Source organism: Caulobacter sp. 10L414 (genome assembly GCF_056395525.1).
Genome location: NZ_JBFTJR010000030.1, coordinates 39,391 through 57,788 on the forward strand (window position 1 = coordinate 39,391; position 18,398 = coordinate 57,788).

Genomic DNA, 18,398 nt, shown 5'->3' on the forward strand with positions numbered 1-18,398 from the left:
GCTGCGAATATTTTTCAGAGGCCGTCCATCCGTGGACGGCCAAACCCCTACTCCGCCAGGGGCGCGGTCGACTGGACGAGGATGGCGTCGCCGCGCACCGTCACCCGCGCGCCGAAGCTGGCAGCGGCGGCGCGAGCGAAGCTTTCGGGCTCGTTGGTGCGGAACCAGCCGACCAGCTTCTGCTCGGCCAGGGCCGGATCGGCGATGACGATCTTGCGGGCGTTGTAGCGGTTGAACTCCTCGGCGGCCGCGCCGAAGGCCTCGCCGTCGAGCACGATCTGGCCCTCGCGCCAGGCCAGTTCGCGGGTGATCTCCAGCGACGCAGGCACCGGACGAGCCGCCCCGGCGCTGTCGGAAGCAAAGACCCGCTCGCCGGCCGTCACTCGCCGGGGCTCCTCGCCCGCGCCCTCCGACCAGACCTCGACCACGCCCTCGGTGACCAGCACCTCGCAGCCGCCGTCGCGGCGGCGCACCGAGAAGGCGGTCCCGACCGCCCTCACCCGCACAGGACCGCTTTCGACCACGAACGGCCGCTGGACGTCCTTGGCGACCTGGAACCAGGCCTCGCCCCGGTCGAGCCGCACCTCGCGCTTGCGCGGCTTCATCGCCACCTCCAGCGCGGTGTCGGTGTTGATGGCGGCCAGCGAGCCGTCGGCCAGCGGCACCCGGCGGATCTCGCCCACGGCCGTGCCGTAGCGGGCGGCCAGCAGGCGCGGGGTCGCCACCACCGCGACGCAGGCCGCCGCGGCCGCGCCCAGTCCGGCCAGCAGCCCCCGGCGATCGACGCGCGGCTTGGTCTTGTCCGCGGCCTCTTCACCACCGAGCGCGCGACCGCGATCGAGCAGGCCCCAGGCCGCCTGGGCGCGCACGAAGGCGCCCTGGCGGCGCGTGTCGCCGGCCAGCCAGGCCTCCAGTTCGGCCTGGTCCAGATCTTCGCGATCGGCGCGCACCACCCATCGGGCGGCGGCCGCCTCGATGTCAGCGGCGCTTTCGCGTTCGGTCATGCGTACTCGGCCTCCTCGCGGCCGCGGTTCCTTCGGTTTCACCCTCGGCGAGGGCGGCGAGGATGGCGCGCAGCCCCCTCACGGATTCGTTCTCGACCACATTCTCGGTCACGCCCATGCGGCGGGCGATCTCGCGTTGCGGCAGGCCCTCGATCTTGCGCATCTCGAAGATCCGGCGGCAGCGGTCGGGCAAGGCGGCGATCAGCCGCCGCACCCGCTCCAGTTCGCGCCGCCCGCCGGCGATGCGCTCGGGCGAAGGCTCGTCCAGTTCGACGTTCAGCGCGTCGATTTCCGTCACCGTGTCGATCCGCACCACCCGGGCCCGCCGCAGCTGCTCCAGCGCGACGCTGCGGGCGGCCTGGAACAGATAGGCCCGCGGCTCGCCGATGTGGTCGACGTGGGACAGGCCCGCCAGCCGGCAGTAGGTCTCCTGCACGATGTCGTCGACGTCGCCGGCCGTGGCGAAGGCCCGCCGCAGCCAGGCGCGCAGGTCGGCTTCGTGGGGCAGGATTTCCCGCCCGATCCAAGCCACGACGCGCGCACGCCCCTCCGACACCGTTTCCGTCCCACCCACTCTGGTCGAGTTGTTCTGGAGGGAGCGATGCACGGGCGCGAAACTTCCGTCAAACCCGCCGCGATTTTCTTCGGAGAAGAAACCCGAGTGGTCTTATCGACGCCCCTTCCAAAGCCTGACAAGCGTGGGCGGAGGAGACGCCGATGACCGATTCCAGACACGGCTCGCCCACCCGCCGCGCGGTCGCCGCCGGCGCGCTGGGCCTGATGGCGCACCAAGCGGCGCAGGCGGCGTCGCGGGACGAGCAGCTCGTCTACGTCGGCGGCCAAGCGGACAAGGACGGCCAGGGCATCTTCGCCGCCCGGCTGAACGCGCCCAGGGGCACGCTCACCCCCATCGGCGTTGTGGCGACGCTGGAGCGCCCTACCTGGCTGGTCGCTCATCCCTCCTTGCCCGTGCTCTACGCTCTAAGCGAGACCGGCTATGGCCCCGGCGAACAGGGCAAGGTCCACGCGCTGAAGGCCGATCGGGCGACGGGCGCCCTGACCGTGATCTCGACGGTCGCCTCGGGCGGCGGCGGTCCGGCGCATATGTCGCTGGACGACAGGGCCGGCGGGCTTTTGGTCGCTCACTACGGCACGGGCCATGTCGCCGCCCTGCCCGTCCGCGCCGACGGCGGGCTGGAGCCGCCGGCCTCGGTGCAGGCCAACACGGGCTCTGGCCCCTCGCCGCAGCAGCAAGGACCGCACGCCCATGCGGTGATAGTCGATCCGACGGGGCGCCAGGCCCTGGTCGCCGATCTCGGCGCCGATCGGGTCTTCGTGCATCCCTACGATGCGGCGACGAGGACGTTGGGCCCGCCCGGCGAAGCGTCCGTCGCACTGCCGCCGGGAACGGGGCCCCGTCACATGGCGCTGCATCCGACCGGCCGCTACCTCTACCTGCTCAGCGAGATCGTGCCGGAGATGCGCGCCTATCGCCTGCGGGGCGGCCGGCTGGAGCTGCTGCAGACCCTGCGGGCGGGTGGAGAGCCGCCGATCAACGGCGCCGAGGTGGCTGTCAGCCACGACGGGCGCTTCGTCTACGCCTCGATCCGCGTGGAGCACGTCATCGTCGTCTATGCGGTGGATGAGGCCAAAGGAACGCTGCAGGAAATCCAGCGCATCGCCACTGGCGGCAAGACGCCCTGGAGCTTCTCACTCGACCCGACAGGCCGCTGGCTGCTGGCGGCCAACCAGGGCTCGGGCGCGGTGACGGTTCTGGCGCGAAACACGGCCTCCGGCCGCCTGGGCGCCACCGACCAGGTCATCGCCGTCGACCGTCCAACCTGCGTGGTCTTCCCCGCCTGGGGCTAGAACAGGCGCTGCTGCAGCCAGACGATGGCCGGATAGGCCGCCATCCAGGTCCAGAAGAAGCGGTTGAGGCCGAACAGGCAGGCGTTAGCCAGGTGGAAGGTCGCCGCGACCGCCAGGCCGACCATCAGCGACGGCGGCGACAGCAATGTCAGCGGAAAGGCCAGCTCGAACAGCATCACCGCCCACGACATGGCCAGCAGCAGGCGCGGCCGGTCGGCCCAGCCGCGCAGGCTCTCGGCCACCGGATAGGCCGAGAAGGCGAACACCTGGCGCAGAGCCACGCCCTTGCGCCAGCCGGGGTTCACGATCTTCACCCAGCCGGAGATGAAGTAGGACAGCATCAGCTGCACGCCGAGATAGCCGAAGGCCAGTTCGCGCCAGGCCTCGACCGGCAGCGTGCGCGCCAGGGTCACGCACCACAGGGCCAGCAGACCCAGCCGGTCGCTGCCGCCGTTGTAGGGCCCCTGGAAGCGCTGGAGGATCAGCAGCGACAGGCCCGCCAGGGCGACCAGCGGCCAGGGCGAGGCTGCGCCCGCAACGACCAGCCCACACAGCAGGATGCGCGCGCCGAACAGCAGCCGCTCGCGACGAAAGACCCGCAGGTGCTCCAGGCTCTGCTGGATCAGCGCCAGGGCCAGCAGCACCTCGGTCAGGCGCAGGGCGTGGTCGAAGCTCATCGGACGTCGATGTCCGCCAGCCGCCGCGGCGCGGCCTGGTAGAGCACTTCGCGCTCGCCTGCGGGGTCGACGAACTGCAGCCGGAACGACAGCCAGACCCGTGCGTCGGGGCAGCCGGCAAGATCGGCCGCGATCCGGCGAAAGATCTCGTTCTCGGCGTGAGCGGTCGGCTCTTCGACCAGCCGCTCGGCGCAGCTGACCAGATAGAGGCTCTCGTTCCAGCGCGGGTTCCAGAACAGGCGGCCCAGCATGACCGCCGGCGACAGGCGTTGCGGACGCGGCCGAAACTCGGTCCAGTCTTCCAGCGTCGCCTCGCGGGTGTCGGCCAGGGCGTACTCGACGCGCGGCGAGGCGGCGATGACGTCGAAGAAGTTCCAGGACGGGATCAGCGCCGGCGCCAGCAGCGAGAAGGGATTGGCCATGGTCCCTCCTTTCGGACTAGGGCGAAGCGACGGGGTACGCGGACGCCCCGATCCTGTCGAGAGCCGCCGATTTTGACTTGCGGTCGCCAGTGACGAGCGCATCTAAACGGCACGGGCGAACAGCCTCACGAAAGGTCGAGTTATGAATTTCTCGCGGTTGCGGACCACCAGCAAGGTCACTGGTGAATGGAAGTACGATCAGCCGGTCGCCAACAAGAGCGGCCTGCTGCAGGTCGACGCCGCGCCCGACCACAAGCTCTATTGGGAAGAATACGGCAACCCCGACGGCGAGCCGGTGATGTTCCTGCACGGCGGCCCGGGCGGAGCCTGCGCCCCGCCGATGGCCCGCTTCTTCGATCCCAAGCGCTATCGTGTGATCCTGTTCGACCAGCGCGGCTGCGGAAAGAGCGAGCCGACGGTCGCCTCCGCCGGCCCGCAGGTCGCGCTGACCAACAACACCACCGACCATCTGGTCGACGACATCAACAGGCTGCGCCACGCCCTGGGGATCACCGGCCGCATGCACGTGTTCGGCGGCAGCTGGGGCAGCACCCTGGCGCTGACCTACGCCATCCGCCACGCAGACAAGGTGGCCTCGCTGATCCTGCGCGGCATCTTCCTCGGCGCGACCGAAGACCTGCTCTACATGTACCAGGGCAATGCGGCGGCCTTCACCAACACCCCCTACGCCCTGACCGAGCCGGGCGCCTACATCGCCTATCCCGACGAGTGGAAGGCCTTCGTCGAGGTGATCCCGGCCGAAGAGCGCGGCAACATCATGGGCGCCTACAAGAAGATCTTCGACATGGTCCCGACCAGCGAAGCCGAGCGTCAGCGCCAACTGGAAGCGGCCGTGGCCTGGTCGGTCTGGGAAGGCACGATCTCGAACATGATCCCCGACAACGCCGACGCCGGAAAGTTCGGCGAGGCCGACTTCGCCTTGTGCTTCGCCCAGATCGAGGCCCACTTCTTCGCCAACGGCCTGTTCCTCGAGCTGGACTACATCGTCGACAACGTCGACAAGCTGAAGGGCCTGGACATCCACATCGTCCACGGCCGCTTCGACCAGGTCTGCCCGCTGTCGCAGGCCTCGCGCCTGGTCGCGGCCCTGGACAAGATCGGCGCCCCGCCGGCCAGCTACGTCAAGACCGACGCCGGCCACAGCGCCATGGAAGGCCAGACGGTGCTGGCGCTCACGGCCATCATGGACGGGCTGCCCTCAATCACACCTCTCCCATAGGGAGAGGGAGGGGCCCGCGCCGCAGGCGTGGGAGGGTGAGGGGTTACGCCGATGGCGGTCCCCTCCCCTAATCCTAGCAAACCAATTCAGGGCAATCGGCCGAAGTCCCTAACCCCTCACCCTCCCAGGCTTCGCCTGGGCCCCTCCCTCTCCCTATGGGAGAGGTGGCCCGGGTCGACCTACGCCGCCCTTCGCCCCATCTCTCCGCACATCCGGCTATAGCGCTCCAGCAGCCGCTCCAGCGTCGCCTGCTTGACCGGGCGGCCGTCGCGCAGCTTGACCCAGGTGGTCTCGCTGATGCCGAAGGTCTCCTGCAGGCAGGCCTTGGTGGCGGCCGGCAAGGCGCGGCGCAGGGCCTGGAAGGTGTCGCGATCGATCACCGCGTGCGCCAGCCGGACGGCCACGTCACCGCCCCGCCGGCTTTGGGGTCGTGGCCTGGACCAGATCCAGCCGCGCCTTCAGCGGATCCGCCCCGGTCTGCACCCCGTCATTGGTGAAGTCGATGATCGCATCACCGGCGGCATCGTACTTCGGCCAGGCCGGCTGGCCGGCCGGTGCCGGCGTCCCGTTGGTCGCGAACGCGATCCAGTAGGCGTGGGCGGCCTTGGCGGCGGCGGCGTCAGCCGGGGTCAGGGCCGCGCCATAGCGGGCGTCGACCGTGTCGAACACGAACGGGATCTCGGTGGCGTGCGGGGCGCTCCACCACTCCTTGCGCTGGCTTTCGGCCACGTAGGAGAAGCGGAACGACCATACCGGCGCGCCTTGGGCGGCCAGCGTGCGAGCGACTTCCCGCGCGGGCTCGATGAACATCCGGTCGCCGGCGGCCTTCCAGCCATAGACCTTGATGTCGCCATCGCCGGTGGGATCGTAGAGCGCCTCGGCCTCGGCCCGCCGCTCGCCGAACGGCGCGAAGACCTGGTCGCGGGTCCCGCCGAAGAAGAAGCCGTCGGCGCCGGTGGCCCCGACCATCACCGGCACCCTGGTCCATTCGCCCGCGGCGAAGGCGTCGAGCACCGGCTTGGTGACGATCCTGCCGTCGACCATCGGCCCGCCGTTCCAGGTGGGAACGCCGGAGGTGGCCATGTTCAGGCCGTCGACCACCGTGTCGGCCGGCAGGGCGCGCAGGGCGGCCAGGGCCTCGGGCCCCTCCCCGGTCACGCCGGCCGTGGCGGCGAAGGCGACGCCGACGCTCTCGGCCGAGCGCTCGCCGGGCGCGGCCTTGATCGGCAGCGACGGCAGAAGGCGCGGCCGGCCGCCGCCCGACTGGATGATGGCCTTGTGGAACAGGCCCTGCGCCAGGGGCGTGGTCAGCAGGGCGTTGACCGACATGCCGCCGGCCGACTCCCCGAAGATCGTCACGTTGTCAGGATCGCCGCCGAAAGCCTCGATATTGGCCTGCACCCACTTCAGGGCCGCGATCTGGTCCATGAAGGCGTAGTTGCCCAGTATGCCGCCGTCCGCGTTTTCGGCCGACAGCGCCGGGTGAGCGAAGAAGCCGAAACGTCCGACCCGGTAGTTGAAGCTGACCAGCACCACGCCGTCTCGGGCAAAGCGGTCGCCGGCATAGACCGACGGCGAGGAGCCGCCGTTGACGAAACCGCCGCCGTAGATCCAGACCATCACCGGCTTCTTCGCCTTGGCCTTGATGGCGTCCTTCGGCGTCCAGACGTTTACATAGAGGCAGTCCTCGGCCGGCTTGACGCCCAGGGGCGCGGCGTCGCCCGGGAACGGGTTCTGCGCGCAGTCGGGGCCGTATTCGGCGGCCGAGCGGACGGCGGTCCAGGCCGCGGGGGCCTGGGGCGCGCGCCAGCGCAGCGGGCCGACGGGCGGGGCGGCGAAGGGCACGCCCTTGAACGCCGCCACCGTTCCGCTCTCGACGCCCTCGACGGGACCGTTGGCGGTCTTGACCACCGGACCGGCGGCCAGGGCCGGCAGGCCCATGGCCAGCGCCAAGGCGAGGCCCGAAACCAGGGACTTCCCTGAAGATCTCATCGCCATGCCCTTCCCTTACGGCTTCAGCGTCCGGGCCTTGACCTTGGCCCCGCCCTTCAGGGTCAGGTCCGTAGCCGAGGCGCCAACCGCCACCTGATAGTCGCCGCCCGTGACGACCCAGCGACGGCCCTTGGCGTCGAAGCTGGCCAGCAGGCGCGGATCGGCGGTCAGGGTCACGCGGCGGCTCTCGCCCGGCTTCAGCGCCACCTTGTCGAAGCCGATCAGGCGCTGCAACGGCTTGCCGGCCGCGCCGGTCAGATAGACCTGCGGGGCGTCCTTGCCCTCGACCTTGCCGGTATTGGCGACGTCGAAGCTGACCGTGACCGACTGTCCGCCTTCGACCTTCAGGTTCGAATAGGCGAACGAGGTGTAGGACAGGCCATAGCCGAACGGGAACAGGGGCTTGTCGCCGGTGGCGGCGAAGCGGCGATAGCCGACGTCCGAGCCCTCGGTGTAGTTGACGTCGAAACGGGTCTTCTCCGGCACGCCGCGGCCCGGTAACGCCTCGCGCGGGTACTGCGACAGCGACGCCGGGAAGGTCACCGGCAGGCGGCCCGACGGATTGACCGCGCCGAACAGCACGTCGGCGATCGCCTCGCCGCCCTTGGCGCCGCCGTACCAGGCCTCGACCACCGCGCCGGCCTGGTTCAGCCAGGGCATGGAGACCGGGCCGCCGGTCTGCAGTACGACGATGGCGTTGGGGTTGGCGGCGACCACCGCGGCGATCAGTTCGTCCTGGCCGTTGGGCAGCGACAGGTCGAAGGCGTCCTCGCCTTCGCCCATCCACTGGTTGCCCATCACCACCACCACGTCGGCGGCCTTGGCGGCAGCGACGGCCGAAGCGACGTAACGGCCGTCGTCGAAGGTGACCTTGGCCTCCGGCGCGGCCTTGCGGATGGCGGCCAGCGGCGAGGAGCCGTTGAAGTACTGGCTGCGGAAGGCGCCCATCATGCCCTCGCCGCCCAGCGGCACGACCCGCTTGGCGCCGCCCGGCGGCACCACCTGCGAGGAGCCGCCACCCGACAGCACGCCGGCGTCGGCGTGGCCGCCGATCACGGCGATGGTCTTCGCGGACTTCGCCAGCGGCAGCAGGCCTTCGCGGTTCTTCAGCAGTACGATGCCTTCCGACGACGCCGCACGGGCGACCTCGGCGTTGGCGTCGTAGTCGATGGCGCCGCCCGGGGTCACCGGCTTGTCGAACAGGCCGGCGGCGAACATCGAGCGCAGGATGCGGCGCGTGGCGTCCGACAGGCGCGCGGCCGGGATCTCGCCCTTCTCGACGGCGGCCTTCAGCGGCTCGCCGAACCAGATTTTGGCGTCCAGCTGCTCGCCCGACTGCTGATCCAGGCCCTTGACGATGTAGTCGGTGGCGTGGACCGCGCCCCAGTCCGACATCACCCAGCCCTTGTAGCCCCAGTCGCCCTTCAGCACGTCGTTGAGCAGGTGGGGGTTGCCGCAGCTGTAGTCGCCGTTGACCAGGTTGTAGGCGCACATCACCGAGCCCGGCTGGCTCTTTTCGATGGCGATCTGGAAAGCCAGCAGGTCGCTTTCGCGGTGCGCGGCCTCGTCGATCACCGAGTTGGCGAAGTGGCGGCTGGTCTCCTGACCGTTCAGCGAGAAGTGCTTGATGGTCGAGACGATGCCCTGGGCCTGGATGCCGTTGATCTGGGCGGCCACAAGGTTGGCCGCCAGCCACGGGTCCTCGCCCAGATACTCGAAATTGCGGCCGTTGCGCGGGTCGCGGGCCAGGTTCACGCCGCCGGCCAGCTGGACGTTGAAGCCTTTCGCACGAGCTTCGCGGCCGACCACCGCGCCGCCGTCATAGGCCAGCTTGGTGTTGAAGGTCGCCGCCAGCGACAGGCCGGACGCCAGGGCCGTGGCGCCGTCGCCCGGTCGCACGCCCAGCGGGTTGGTGACGCCGAGGCTGGCGTCGCTTTCCTCCAGGGCCGGCACGCCCAGGCGCGGGATGCCAGGGATGTAGCCGGCCGAGCCGATGGCCCCGTCGGGCTTCTTGATGCCGAAGATCGGCATCGACATCGGGCCGTGGACCAGGCCGATGCGCTCGTCGAGGGTCATCTCCTTTTCCAGCAGGGCCGCGCGCTCGTCGGGCGAGAGCTTGGTGTTCATCCACGGCTGGGCGGTCTGGGCCTGGGCCGCGCCGGCGGCCAGCGAGAGGGCCGCGATGCTGGCGGCGGTCGTCATGCGGATCATGGTGTCGGTCCCCTCAGTAGGTCAGGCCGTAGTGGATCGGGTAGAGCGGCTTTTCGCTGTCGTGCGGGGCGTCTTCCGCCTGTTGTTCGACCGCGGCCATCGACGAGGGCAGCTCGAACGGAAGCTTGCCGCGCGCCTTGGCCTTTCCGGTCAACGCATCAAGCAGCGCTTCGTCGCTGGAGCCGAAGTCGCCGACCAGGGCCGCGGCCTTGTCGCGGACGTTGGTCAGGATCGCCGGGCGGTCGAGATAGACGCTGACGATGGTCGGAACCTTGGCCGAGGCGGCCTTGATGGCCTCGTAGTCGGCCGCGCCGTCCTTGAACGACAGGTCGCCCTCGTGCTGGCGCACCCCGAAGGTGTAGTTCGGGTGCAGGGTTTCGAACGGGGTCTCGACGCGGATGATGGCCAGGTCCGCCTGGGCCAGATCCGTCACCGGCGTCAGGCCGTAGGCCTTGGCGACATCAGGCGAGACGCCCTCGAGCCAGACCTTGCGGCCGGCGGCCTTCAGCGGCAGCAGGCCGTTCTTGTTCTCCAGCAGCGTCAGCGCCGCGCTCTGGGCCGCCCTGCCCTCGGCGACGAAGGCCTTGGCGCCGGCGATGGCGTCGGCGGCCTTGGGGTCGACATAGGGGTTCTCGAACAGGCCCTGCTCGAACTTGACCAGCAGGATGCGCTTCACGGACTCGTCGATGCGGGTCTCGGTGATCTTGCCGGCCTTCACCGCGGCCACCAGCTCGGCCGTGTCCTCGACGCCGCCGAACTGGTCCAGGCCTGCGTTCACGCCCTTGGCGTAACGGTCGACCTTGGCCAGATCCTCGACGCCCCAGGCGGTGGAGAAGCCCTCGAAGCTGGGCGTCACGCCGGCCGGGAAGCCGTTGCGGCAAGTATCGCCGCAGTCGTTGGTGATGGCCCAGTCCGACAGCACGACGCCCTTGAAGCCGTGCTTGTTCCGCAGCAGGTCGGTCAGCAGCTGCTTGGAGAAGCCGGCGGCCACCGGTTCCAGCGGCTGACCTTCCAGGGCCACGTCCTGCAGGATGGCGTAGGTGGGCATCACCCCGACGACGCCGGCCGCGAAGGCCTCGTCGAACGGTTTGACGTGCAGGTCGAACTGGCCCTTCGGGAAGACGGCGTAGCGGCCGTAGCTGTTGTGGCCGTCGAAGCCTTTGGCCGAGGCGCCGTAGCCGACCCAGTGCTTGACCACGGCCGAGACGCCGCCGGTCGCCAGGCCCTTGTCGCCGCCCTGGAAGCCCTGGACGTAGGCCTTGGTCATCTTGCCGACGAGATCGGCGTCCTCGCCGAAGGTGCCGTTGGTGCGCGACCAGCGCGGCTCGGTCGACAGGTCGGCCATCGGCGACAGCGCCTGGTGGATGCCGACGGCGCGGTACTCTTGCCGGGCGATGTCGCCGAAGCGCTTGGTCAGGGCTGCATCGCCGATGGCGGCCAGGCCAGGCGCCTCGGGCCATTGCGAGAAGCCGCCGGGGGCGACGCTGGCGCCGGCCGTGAACTGGAAGTGGTGGCGCGGATCGGTGCTGATCGTCGCGGGCACGCCCAGGCGGCTCTTCTCGGCGATCGCCTGGATGGTGTTGTTCTGCTCCGCCAGGAAGCTCGGCGCCCCGGCCAGGCGGGTGATGAAGGTGGTGACGTGACGGTCCACGACCAGGGGCGCGGCCTTGGCCATGTCGTAACCCGAGCCGATGCCGGCCACGCCCATCGGGCCGGTCGCCGGCAGGGTGCCGTGCATCATCTGGCCAGCCTTCTCGTCCAGCGTCATGCGGCCGGTCAGGTCGGCGGCGCGGACCTCGGGGGAAAGGCGCCAGTCCTCGTAGGGCGAAAGCTTTCCGTCGCGGTCGAGGTCGCGGAACTTCAGGCCGTCGACGGTGATCGTCTTGCCCTCGCGCACGCCCAGTTCGGGCTGCTTGGGCGCCGCCTGGGCCGCGCCGCCGAGGACCGCGACCGAAGCGGCCAGGAGCAGAAGGCGTCGGGTGAGGATCATCGGCTAAACTCTCGTATCTACTCGAAAAAGAAAGGCGCGCCCGACGGGCAGGGTCCGCCGGGCGCGAGGGGGAGTGAGGAGGTTAGAAAGTCACGCCGAGGCGCAGGCCGTAGGTGCGCGGCGGCGCGTAGAACTCGCCGGCGCCGTTGGTGGCCAGACCCGTGGTCGAGTTCGGCGCCGAGGCGGTGCGCACGTCGTCGTCCTCGAGGTTGCGGACGTAGCCCTGCAGGGTCCAGCGGTCGTCGGGGCTGGCGTAGGTCAGGCTGACGTCCGTCTTGGTGAAGGCGCCTTCCTTGTTCTCGGCGAAGCCGTGGTACTCGAGGTTCTTGCTGGTCTCGTAGTGGGTCTGGATCCGCCCCGTGAGGGTGCCGCCGAAGCTGGGCTCCCAGATGTGCTGGTAGCCGAGGTTGAAGGTCCACTCGGGCGTGCGGGCCATGCGGCAGCCCGAGAAGTCGGTCGAGCGCGGAGCCGCCGTCGCGTAGTTGGCGGTGTAGCAGGCCGCCACCGTGGCGTTGGCGTTGTTGTTCGAGAACGAGTCCCCGCGCGGCAGCACGAAGTCGGTGTACTCGGCGTGCAGCCAGCCCAGGGTCGCGTCGATCCGGTCATGCTCGGTGAGCGCCAGGTTGGTCTCGAACTCCAGGCCGTAGATCTTGGCCTTGTCGGCGTTCAGGGTGACCGTGGCGTCCTGGCCGCCGATGGTGCCCAGGGCGCTGACCTGGAAGTCGCGATAGTCGTAGAGGAACGCGGTGGCGTTCACCTGCAGGCGGTTGTCGAGGAAGCGGTTCTTCACCCCGGCTTCGTAGGAGGTGATCTTCTCCGGCGCGTAGACGTTGTCGGCGATGCCGTCGTAGTAGCCGCCCGCCTTGTAGCCGGTGGCGACGTTGGCATAGAGCATCGAGGTCGAGGTCAGGTCGAAGTCGGCGCCCAGCTTCCAGTTGGTGGCGTCCCACTTGGCGTCGGCGACGTTGGCCACCACGGTCGAGACGATCGCGCCCGCCGAGTTGGTCAGGTAGGTGCCGCCCACCCGGCCCTTCTTGTCCTCGGTGTAGCGCAGGCCGCCGGTGACGCGGAACCGGTCGGTGACCTCGTAGGTCGTCTGGCCGAAGACGGCGATGCTCTCGGCCGTGATCTCGGGCTGGATGAACGACAGGTACGAGTTGGTCGCCAGGAAGACGCGGAAATCGACGTTGTTGTCTTCCGTGAAGCGATAAAGGCCGACCACCCACTTCAGCTTGCCGGTGTCGCCGCCCAGGCGCAGTTCGTGCGACCAGGTGTAGTCCTTGCCCAGGAAGTAGTTCGGCGCGCCGGTGCTGGCGTTCTCGCCGGTGCGGTCGAGCTTGGAGAAGTTGTAGCCGACCAGATAGGTCAGGTTGGCGAAGCCCAGGTCCCAGTTGGCCTCGGCGCCGGTGCTGAAGAAGCGGTTGTTGCGATAGAGGTTGGTCGAGCAGTAGCAGGTCCACGGATCGCCGGTGACGCGCGTAGTGCCGTAGGTGCCGTCGCCGCCGCCCGCGCCGCCCTGGTGCAGGTAGTCGGCGTTGACGATCAGCGAGAAGCTGTCGCTGGGCTTCCACAGCACCCGCACGCGGGCCGACTTGTCGTCCTGGTCGTAGCGGTCGTTGCCGCCGGTGCCCGGCCCCTGGTTGATGGCGTTGACGTAGCCGTCATGGCGGCTCTGCTGGAACGAGGCGCGCACGGCCAGGGTGTCGCCGATCGGCACGTTGATCAGGCCCGAGGTGGTGACGGCGCTATAGTTGCCGACCTCGATCGAACCCGCGCCCTCGTACTCGCCCAGCATCGGCTTCTTGGTGATGACGTTGATGGCGCCGGCGGTGGCGTTGCGGCCGTAGAGGGTGCCCTGCGGGCCGCGCAGCACTTCCACCCGGTCGATGTCGTAGAACAGCGCGCCGACCGAGGTGGAGCGGGCCTGGTAGATGCCGTCGATGTGGTAGGCCACCGCCGGATCGCCGACCTCGGTGGTGTTGGTGCTGCCGATGCCGCGCAGGAAGACCTGGGCCGCGCCCGAACCGCTGGAGGTGATCTGCAGGGCCGGCACCTGGCTGGCCAGGTCGACCACGGTCTTGACCCCCTGGGCTTCCAGCTTGTCGCCGGTCACCGCCGACACCGTCAGCGGCGTCTTCTGCAGGTTCTCGCTGCGCCGCTGGGCGGTGATGACCACCTCGTCCAGCGCCACCGGAGCGTCCTGGGCGAAGGCTGCGGGCGCGTTGAAGCACACGACCGCCAGGGCGGCCGACGTAAAGAGCATGGTGCGCATGTTGTTCCCCTTTCCTGCGCGGACCGGTGACGGCGCCGAGGCGTCGTTCCAGCCAGGATCCCGGCGCCGCAGCGGACGTCGGGCGATGTTTCCTCCACCCCTTGTCCCGGGGTTTGAGCTCCGTTCCGTCTCGGAATGTCCCGATGACGACAACGTTGTCGTAGATTGACACCACGATACGACAACGTTGTCTATGCCGTTTTCAGAAGACACCGCTGTCTAGATTTTCCACCTACCAAAGACGGAAATCAGTGGATCATAATGCCGGCAATGTGCGCAAAATCGCGCAATACAAACCTCAACCCGTCCGCGAGTTACCGCTAGCGGGAGGCCGAGGATCCACGCTCGACGATGTGGTAGTCGAGCTGGCGAGCGGCGGTCCGGCTGCGGAAGCGGGGGTCGCCGAATCCTTCGATCAGCATTTCGGTCGCCGCCTCGGCCATCTCGGCGATCGGCTGGTGCACGGTCGTCAGTCCCGGCCAGGACGACTCCGCCAGCGGGCCGTCGTCGAACCCGACCACCGAAAGGTCGCCCGGGACCGACAGCCCGCGCTTCGAAGCGGCCGACATCACGCCCATGGCCATGGAGTCGTTGGCGGCGAAGATCGCGGTCGGCGGCTCGGGCAGGCCCAGCAGCCGGTCTCCGGCCTCCAGCCCCGACAGCGGCATGAAGTCGCCTGGCGCGATCCATTCGGACTTCACGCGCGCGCCGCGCTCGGCCATGGCGGTCATGTAGCCCTCTCGGCGACGACGGGCCGAGCCGTGATCGGCAGGGCCGTCGATGAAGCCGATCCGGCGGTGGCCGAGATCCCAGAGCCTGGCGGTCATGTCGTGGGCGGCCTGTTGGTCGTCCATGAACACGTAGGGCGAGCGGCCGAAGTCGCGGTCGGGCGCGACGCGCACGTAGGACAGCCCCTGGGCCTCGATGATGGCCAGGATCTCCGGGTCGTCGCAGACCGGCGGCGTCAGGACGAGGCCGTCGAAGCGACCGGCCTTCAGGGCCTGCTCCAGCCCCGGCCCCCTCGCCTGCCCCGGATCGTCGACCTGCTCGATGACCATGTGATAGCCGGCCCGGCGGCAGGCGCGCATGGCCCCGACCTGGACCTCGCCGACATAGTGATAGGCGCCCACCCGCATGAAGACGACGCCGATCAGGTAGCTGCGGCGGCTCGACAGCGAGCGGGCCGAGACGTTGGGCCGATAGCCGAGCTTCTCGATCAGGTCCTCGACCCGCGCCCTGGTGGCCGGGCCCACGCCCTCCTCGCGGTTGATGACGCGCGACACCGTCTTGATCGAGACGCCCGCCTGCTTGGCGATATCGACGATGGTGATGTCGCTCATGCGTGCGTTCGGCCCTTCCGCGCCCGGCAGTCGGCGCGACGCCCTGTGGTAGCGGGCGCGCCGATCCTCCCGCAAGTCCGTGGCCGCGTATCGCGGGCCGCGCCCAACGATACAAGGCGGATACATAGCGACAAATTGCAGACGTGTTACGCCTGCAAAGCTGGCTCATGGGCCAGGATCCGCAACGATTCCGTACTTTTCGGCGACCATCGCCGGCCGTTCGAATCGACGAAGCATGTCCGCGCCGCAACCATGGAGCGGAACCTTGAGCCCGCCTCCCGCGCCAGTCGCGCCCCCAGGCGCGCCCCAGACGCCGCCGCGACGTCATGACGCGCGCCGCCGGCCTCTCGCCCTGCCCGCGGCCGGGACGCGGACGCTTTCGCCATGTCATAACCGGGAGCCTATGACCCCCGACGCCTCGATCACCGAGACCGCGACCGTCCTGCTCGTGGAGGACGACGACGTCCTGCGCCGCGAGATGGCCGCCTATCTGGCCGCGCAAGGCTATGCGGTGCGCCAGGCCGGGGCCGTCGACGCCGCCCGCGAGATCCTGGAAGCCCACGCCGTCGACGTCGTCGTGCTGGACGTCAACCTGCCCGGCGAGGACGGCCTGTCGCTGTGCCGCCAGCTGGCCCGTCCGGACGGCCCGGCGATCCTGATGCTCAGCGCCATGGGCGAGGCCGTCGACAGGATTCTGGGCCTGGAGCTCGGCGCCGACGACTACGTGGTCAAGCCGATCCCGCCGCGCGAGCTGCTGGCCCGGGTCAAAGCCCTGATGCGCCGCAGGGCCGCCGCCGGTCCGCAAGGCCGCAACCCCAAGCGCAACACCTACGCCTTCGCCGGCTTCCGCATGGACCTGTCGGCCCGGCAGCTGACCGCGCCCAACGGCATGCTGCTGCTGCTGACCCGGGGCGAACTGGCCATTCTTTCGCTGCTGCTCGACAACGCCCGCTCGGTGGTGTCGCGCGAAGACCTGCTGACCGTCATCCGCGGCGAGGCCGCCGAGACCGTCGGTCGCGGCGTCGACCTGCACATCAGCCGCCTGCGCCGCAAGATCGAGGCCCAGTGCGACCAGGAACTGATCAAGACCTATCGCGGCGTCGGCTACGTGCTGGACGCCAAGGTGGTGATCGAATGAAGCGCCTGATCGCCCAGCTGCGCCGCCCCGACGCGCCGATCGCCCTGCGCATCGTCTGCCTGCTGGTCGGCAGCCTGGTCGTGGCCCAGCTGGCGACCATGGCGCTGACCCTGCTGCTGCCGCCCAAGCCGCCCGAGCAGCACAGCCTTGCCGACATCGCCGCCGGCCTGAAGGGCGCCGCCATCGACACCGCCGCCAGCCGCCCGCTGGTGCGCACGCTCGAGGACGAACCGCCCAGCCTCAACAGCCCCGGCTGGGTCGCCTCGGAGCGCTCCAGCGCCGATCTGGCGCGGCTGCTGAACGCCGATCCGGACGACGTGCGCCTGCTGTTCTACGCCCCGCCGCCTTTCGCCGGCGCCGGCGTCGCGCGCCAGCGGGCCGAGGCCGCCCCCTCGCCGCTGACCTTCCTGTTCACCTCCTACGCGCAGGCCCAGCCGATGGCCGGCCCCGGCGGGTTCCCGCGCCCGGCCCCGGGCGTGCGGCCGTCGGTGGGCCCAGGCTCGGTCGGCTTCCCGGTCAACGCCGTTCCCAACGTTCCGATGTCGGGCGGGACCTGGCGTCCGGGCCGCGGACCGCAGGGCGCGACGCGGGCCGACTACCGTCCGCCGGGCGGCGTGATCGGCGACGCGCGACCGTCGGGACGGCCCGGCCAGGCCTTCCAGGGCGCGCCGGGTCGACCCGACGGCGCCGGCCAGGCGATGGCGGGGCCGCCGCGCGCGATCCCGCGCCTGGCGCCGCGGCTGTCGTCCGACCCGCTGTTCACCGCGCCCTTCCGCACCTCGACCTTCGTGGCCGTCTCCGAGCCTGCCGAACCGGTCGCGGCCCCCGCGCCGCCGCCCGCGCCCGAGCCGATGACGACCCATGCCGTCGTCGCGCCGCCGACGCTGACGCCCCGGGCCCGGCCCGTGGTCGAGACGGTCGCCGCCGCCCCGCATCTGGCGGCCCCGGCCGCGGCGTCCAGGCCGGTCGTCGCCGAGGCCAAGCCCCAGCCGCAGGGCCGCGCCCTGCCCGCCCCCGTCGCCCGCGGCCTCTTCGGCCTGGCGCCCGCGCCCTATATCGAGGGCGACTTCGTGGCCGCCCTGCGCGTCGCCGACGGCCGCTGGGTGACCCTGCAGCCCAAGCCCGAGGGCTTCCCCAACAGCTGGCAGCGCCGCGTGCTGCTGTGGTTCCTGGTCTCGTTCGCCATCGTCGGGCCGGTCGGCTATCTCTTCGCCCGCCGCCTGGTCGCGCCGCTGGCCGGTTTCGCCGACGCCGCCGAGGCCCTGGGCCGCGACCCGTCCTCGCCGGTGCTGGCCGCCCATGGTCCGGCCGAGATCGGCCGCGCCGCGCGGGCTTTCAACCAGATGCAGGCCCGCCTGACCCGGTTCATCAACGACCGCACGGCGATGATCGGGGCCATTTCGCACGACCTGCGCACGCCGCTGACCCGCATGCGCTTCCGCCTCGAGCGCGCCTCGCCCGCCCTGCGCCGCGAGATCGGCCAGGACATCGACCAGATGGAGGCGATGATCAATTCGGTGCTGGCCTTCATGCGCGAGAACGCCGAGGCCGGCGCCCGCCAGCATGTCGACCTGCGCTCGCTGATCGAATGCGTGGTCGACGACGCCGAGATCACCGGCGGCGACGTGGTGCTCGAAGCCGGCGCCGCGCCGCAGGTCGAGATCGACGTGCTGGGCCTGCAGCGGGTGTTCACCAACCTCGTCGACAACGCCGTCAAGTACGGCGACAGCGCCCGGGTGCGTCTCTATGTCGACGCCGACGAAGCCGTGACCGAGATCCGCGACCGCGGCCCCGGCATGAGCGAGGACGAGCTGGGCCGCGTGTTCACGCCCTTCTACCGCAGCGTGGCGGCCCGCACCTCGACCAAGCAGGGCGTCGGCCTGGGCCTGGCCACCTCACGCACCACGGTCCGCGCCCACGGCGGCGAGATCCGCCTGTCCAACACCGGCGAGGGCCTGATGGCCCAGGTCCGCCTGCCGCTGGCCGCCCAGCGCGGCGGAACCCGCGAGCCGCCGGCGATGCTGGAAGCGGCGGAGTAGTCGGCTGGAACCTCCCCTTGTGGGGGAGGCGGCCGAAGGCCGGTGGGGGGCCGGTTTCAGCTTTCGGGGCGGTGGCCGGTTTCGTAGTTGCTCCCCCCACCGATCGCTAACGCGATCGCCTCCCCCACGGGGGGAGGTACCTTGCGGGTTGATCACGGCGCCGGCGCTGACCCCCTCCGGCCCTCCGGGCCACCTCCCCCAGAG

Annotated in this window: 14 protein-coding genes; 4 read left to right on the forward strand and 10 right to left on the reverse strand. The window is 70.3% G+C overall.

Features of this window, described 5'->3' with window-relative positions:
• Nucleotides 1–47: 47 nt before the first annotated feature.
• Complete coding sequence (locus AC1DCG_RS13700; RefSeq protein ID WP_477030326.1) at nucleotides 48–1,004, reverse strand: FecR family protein; 957 nt, start codon at nucleotides 1,002–1,004, stop codon at nucleotides 48–50.
• Nucleotides 979–1,560: an RNA polymerase sigma factor gene (locus AC1DCG_RS13705; RefSeq protein ID WP_477030327.1), complete on the reverse strand. Its 582-nt coding sequence runs from the start codon at nucleotides 1,558–1,560 to the stop codon at nucleotides 979–981. Before AC1DCG_RS13705 ends, AC1DCG_RS13700 begins: the two co-directional genes overlap by 26 nt.
• Nucleotides 1,561–1,721: 161 nt before the next feature.
• Between AC1DCG_RS13705 and AC1DCG_RS13710 the strand changes: the two genes are divergently transcribed.
• Complete coding sequence (locus tag AC1DCG_RS13710) at nucleotides 1,722–2,873, forward strand: lactonase family protein (RefSeq protein ID WP_477036683.1); 1,152 nt, start codon at nucleotides 1,722–1,724, stop codon at nucleotides 2,871–2,873.
• On the opposite strand, the gene AC1DCG_RS13715 is transcribed toward AC1DCG_RS13710, so the two are convergent.
• Nucleotides 2,870–3,550 (reverse strand): HTTM domain-containing protein, encoded by a 681-nt coding sequence (locus AC1DCG_RS13715; RefSeq protein WP_477030329.1) that lies wholly within the window; start codon nucleotides 3,548–3,550, stop codon nucleotides 2,870–2,872. The genes AC1DCG_RS13710 and AC1DCG_RS13715 overlap by 4 nt on opposite strands.
• Complete coding sequence (locus AC1DCG_RS13720; protein WP_477030330.1) at nucleotides 3,547–3,972, reverse strand: hypothetical protein; 426 nt, start codon at nucleotides 3,970–3,972, stop codon at nucleotides 3,547–3,549. The genes AC1DCG_RS13715 and AC1DCG_RS13720 overlap by 4 nt, the downstream gene beginning before the upstream one ends.
• A gap of 142 nt (nucleotides 3,973–4,114) precedes the next feature.
• Between AC1DCG_RS13720 and pip the strand changes: the two genes are divergently transcribed.
• The gene (gene pip / locus AC1DCG_RS13725; RefSeq protein WP_477030331.1) at nucleotides 4,115–5,212 is read left to right on the forward strand and encodes a prolyl aminopeptidase; all 1,098 of its coding nucleotides are present in this window, start codon (nucleotides 4,115–4,117) and stop codon (nucleotides 5,210–5,212) included.
• Nucleotides 5,213–5,391: 179 nt separating this feature from the next.
• Here the strand turns inward: pip and AC1DCG_RS13730 are convergent, their stop codons facing one another.
• The 6 genes from AC1DCG_RS13730 to AC1DCG_RS13755 form a co-directional block, all read right to left on the reverse strand.
• On the reverse strand, nucleotides 5,392–5,616 hold the full coding sequence (locus tag AC1DCG_RS13730) for a hypothetical protein (RefSeq protein WP_477030332.1): 225 nt from the start codon (nucleotides 5,614–5,616) through the stop codon (nucleotides 5,392–5,394).
• 1 nt (nucleotide 5,617) lies between these two features.
• Nucleotides 5,618–7,204: a carboxylesterase/lipase family protein gene (locus AC1DCG_RS13735; protein WP_477036684.1), complete on the reverse strand. Its 1,587-nt coding sequence runs from the start codon at nucleotides 7,202–7,204 to the stop codon at nucleotides 5,618–5,620.
• Between the two features lie 15 nt (nucleotides 7,205–7,219).
• Nucleotides 7,220–9,415 carry a beta-glucosidase gene (locus AC1DCG_RS13740; RefSeq protein WP_477036685.1) on the reverse strand — a complete coding sequence of 732 codons (2,196 nt, stop codon included), beginning with the start codon at nucleotides 9,413–9,415 and terminating at the stop codon, nucleotides 7,220–7,222.
• Nucleotides 9,416–9,428: 13 nt separating this feature from the next.
• Nucleotides 9,429–11,405: a glycoside hydrolase family 3 protein gene (locus AC1DCG_RS13745; RefSeq protein ID WP_477036686.1), complete on the reverse strand. Its 1,977-nt coding sequence runs from the start codon at nucleotides 11,403–11,405 to the stop codon at nucleotides 9,429–9,431.
• A gap of 82 nt (nucleotides 11,406–11,487) precedes the next feature.
• On the reverse strand, nucleotides 11,488–13,677 hold the full coding sequence (locus tag AC1DCG_RS13750; RefSeq protein ID WP_477036687.1) for a TonB-dependent receptor: 2,190 nt from the start codon (nucleotides 13,675–13,677) through the stop codon (nucleotides 11,488–11,490).
• A gap of 320 nt (nucleotides 13,678–13,997) precedes the next feature.
• The gene (locus AC1DCG_RS13755; protein ID WP_477030337.1) at nucleotides 13,998–15,017 is read right to left on the reverse strand and encodes a LacI family DNA-binding transcriptional regulator; all 1,020 of its coding nucleotides are present in this window, start codon (nucleotides 15,015–15,017) and stop codon (nucleotides 13,998–14,000) included.
• 403 nt (nucleotides 15,018–15,420) lie between these two features.
• Between AC1DCG_RS13755 and AC1DCG_RS13760 the strand changes: the two genes are divergently transcribed.
• Together AC1DCG_RS13760 and AC1DCG_RS13765 are read left to right on the forward strand one after the other, a co-directional pair.
• Nucleotides 15,421–16,155 carry a response regulator gene (locus AC1DCG_RS13760; protein ID WP_477030338.1) on the forward strand — a complete coding sequence of 245 codons (735 nt, stop codon included), beginning with the start codon at nucleotides 15,421–15,423 and terminating at the stop codon, nucleotides 16,153–16,155.
• Nucleotides 16,152–18,194 carry an ATP-binding protein gene (locus tag AC1DCG_RS13765; RefSeq protein WP_477030339.1) on the forward strand — a complete coding sequence of 681 codons (2,043 nt, stop codon included), beginning with the start codon at nucleotides 16,152–16,154 and terminating at the stop codon, nucleotides 18,192–18,194. Before AC1DCG_RS13760 ends, AC1DCG_RS13765 begins: the two co-directional genes overlap by 4 nt.
• Nucleotides 18,195–18,398: the final 204 nt, after the last annotated feature.

Bases quoted from the DNA above. Each gene is read 5' to 3' on its own strand.
- AC1DCG_RS13700 (WP_477030326.1), bottom strand. From the start codon at position 1,004: ATGACCGAACGCGAAAGCGCCGCTGACATCGAGGCGGCCGCCGCCCGA.
- AC1DCG_RS13710 (WP_477036683.1), top strand. From the start codon at position 1,722: ATGACCGATTCCAGACACGGCTCGCCCACCCGCCGCGCGGTCGCCGCC.
- AC1DCG_RS13715 (WP_477030329.1), bottom strand. From the start codon at position 3,550: ATGAGCTTCGACCACGCCCTGCGCCTGACCGAGGTGCTGCTGGCCCTG.
- AC1DCG_RS13720 (WP_477030330.1), bottom strand. From the start codon at position 3,972: ATGGCCAATCCCTTCTCGCTGCTGGCGCCGGCGCTGATCCCGTCCTGG.
- pip (WP_477030331.1), top strand. From the start codon at position 4,115: ATGAATTTCTCGCGGTTGCGGACCACCAGCAAGGTCACTGGTGAATGG.
- AC1DCG_RS13735 (WP_477036684.1), bottom strand. From the start codon at position 7,204: ATGAGATCTTCAGGGAAGTCCCTGGTTTCGGGCCTCGCCTTGGCGCTG.
- AC1DCG_RS13740 (WP_477036685.1), bottom strand. From the start codon at position 9,415: ATGATCCGCATGACGACCGCCGCCAGCATCGCGGCCCTCTCGCTGGCC.
- AC1DCG_RS13745 (WP_477036686.1), bottom strand. From the start codon at position 11,405: ATGATCCTCACCCGACGCCTTCTGCTCCTGGCCGCTTCGGTCGCGGTC.
- AC1DCG_RS13750 (WP_477036687.1), bottom strand. From the start codon at position 13,677: ATGCGCACCATGCTCTTTACGTCGGCCGCCCTGGCGGTCGTGTGCTTC.
- AC1DCG_RS13755 (WP_477030337.1), bottom strand. From the start codon at position 15,017: ATGAGCGACATCACCATCGTCGATATCGCCAAGCAGGCGGGCGTCTCG.
- AC1DCG_RS13760 (WP_477030338.1), top strand. From the start codon at position 15,421: ATGACCCCCGACGCCTCGATCACCGAGACCGCGACCGTCCTGCTCGTG.
- AC1DCG_RS13765 (WP_477030339.1), top strand. From the start codon at position 16,152: ATGAAGCGCCTGATCGCCCAGCTGCGCCGCCCCGACGCGCCGATCGCC.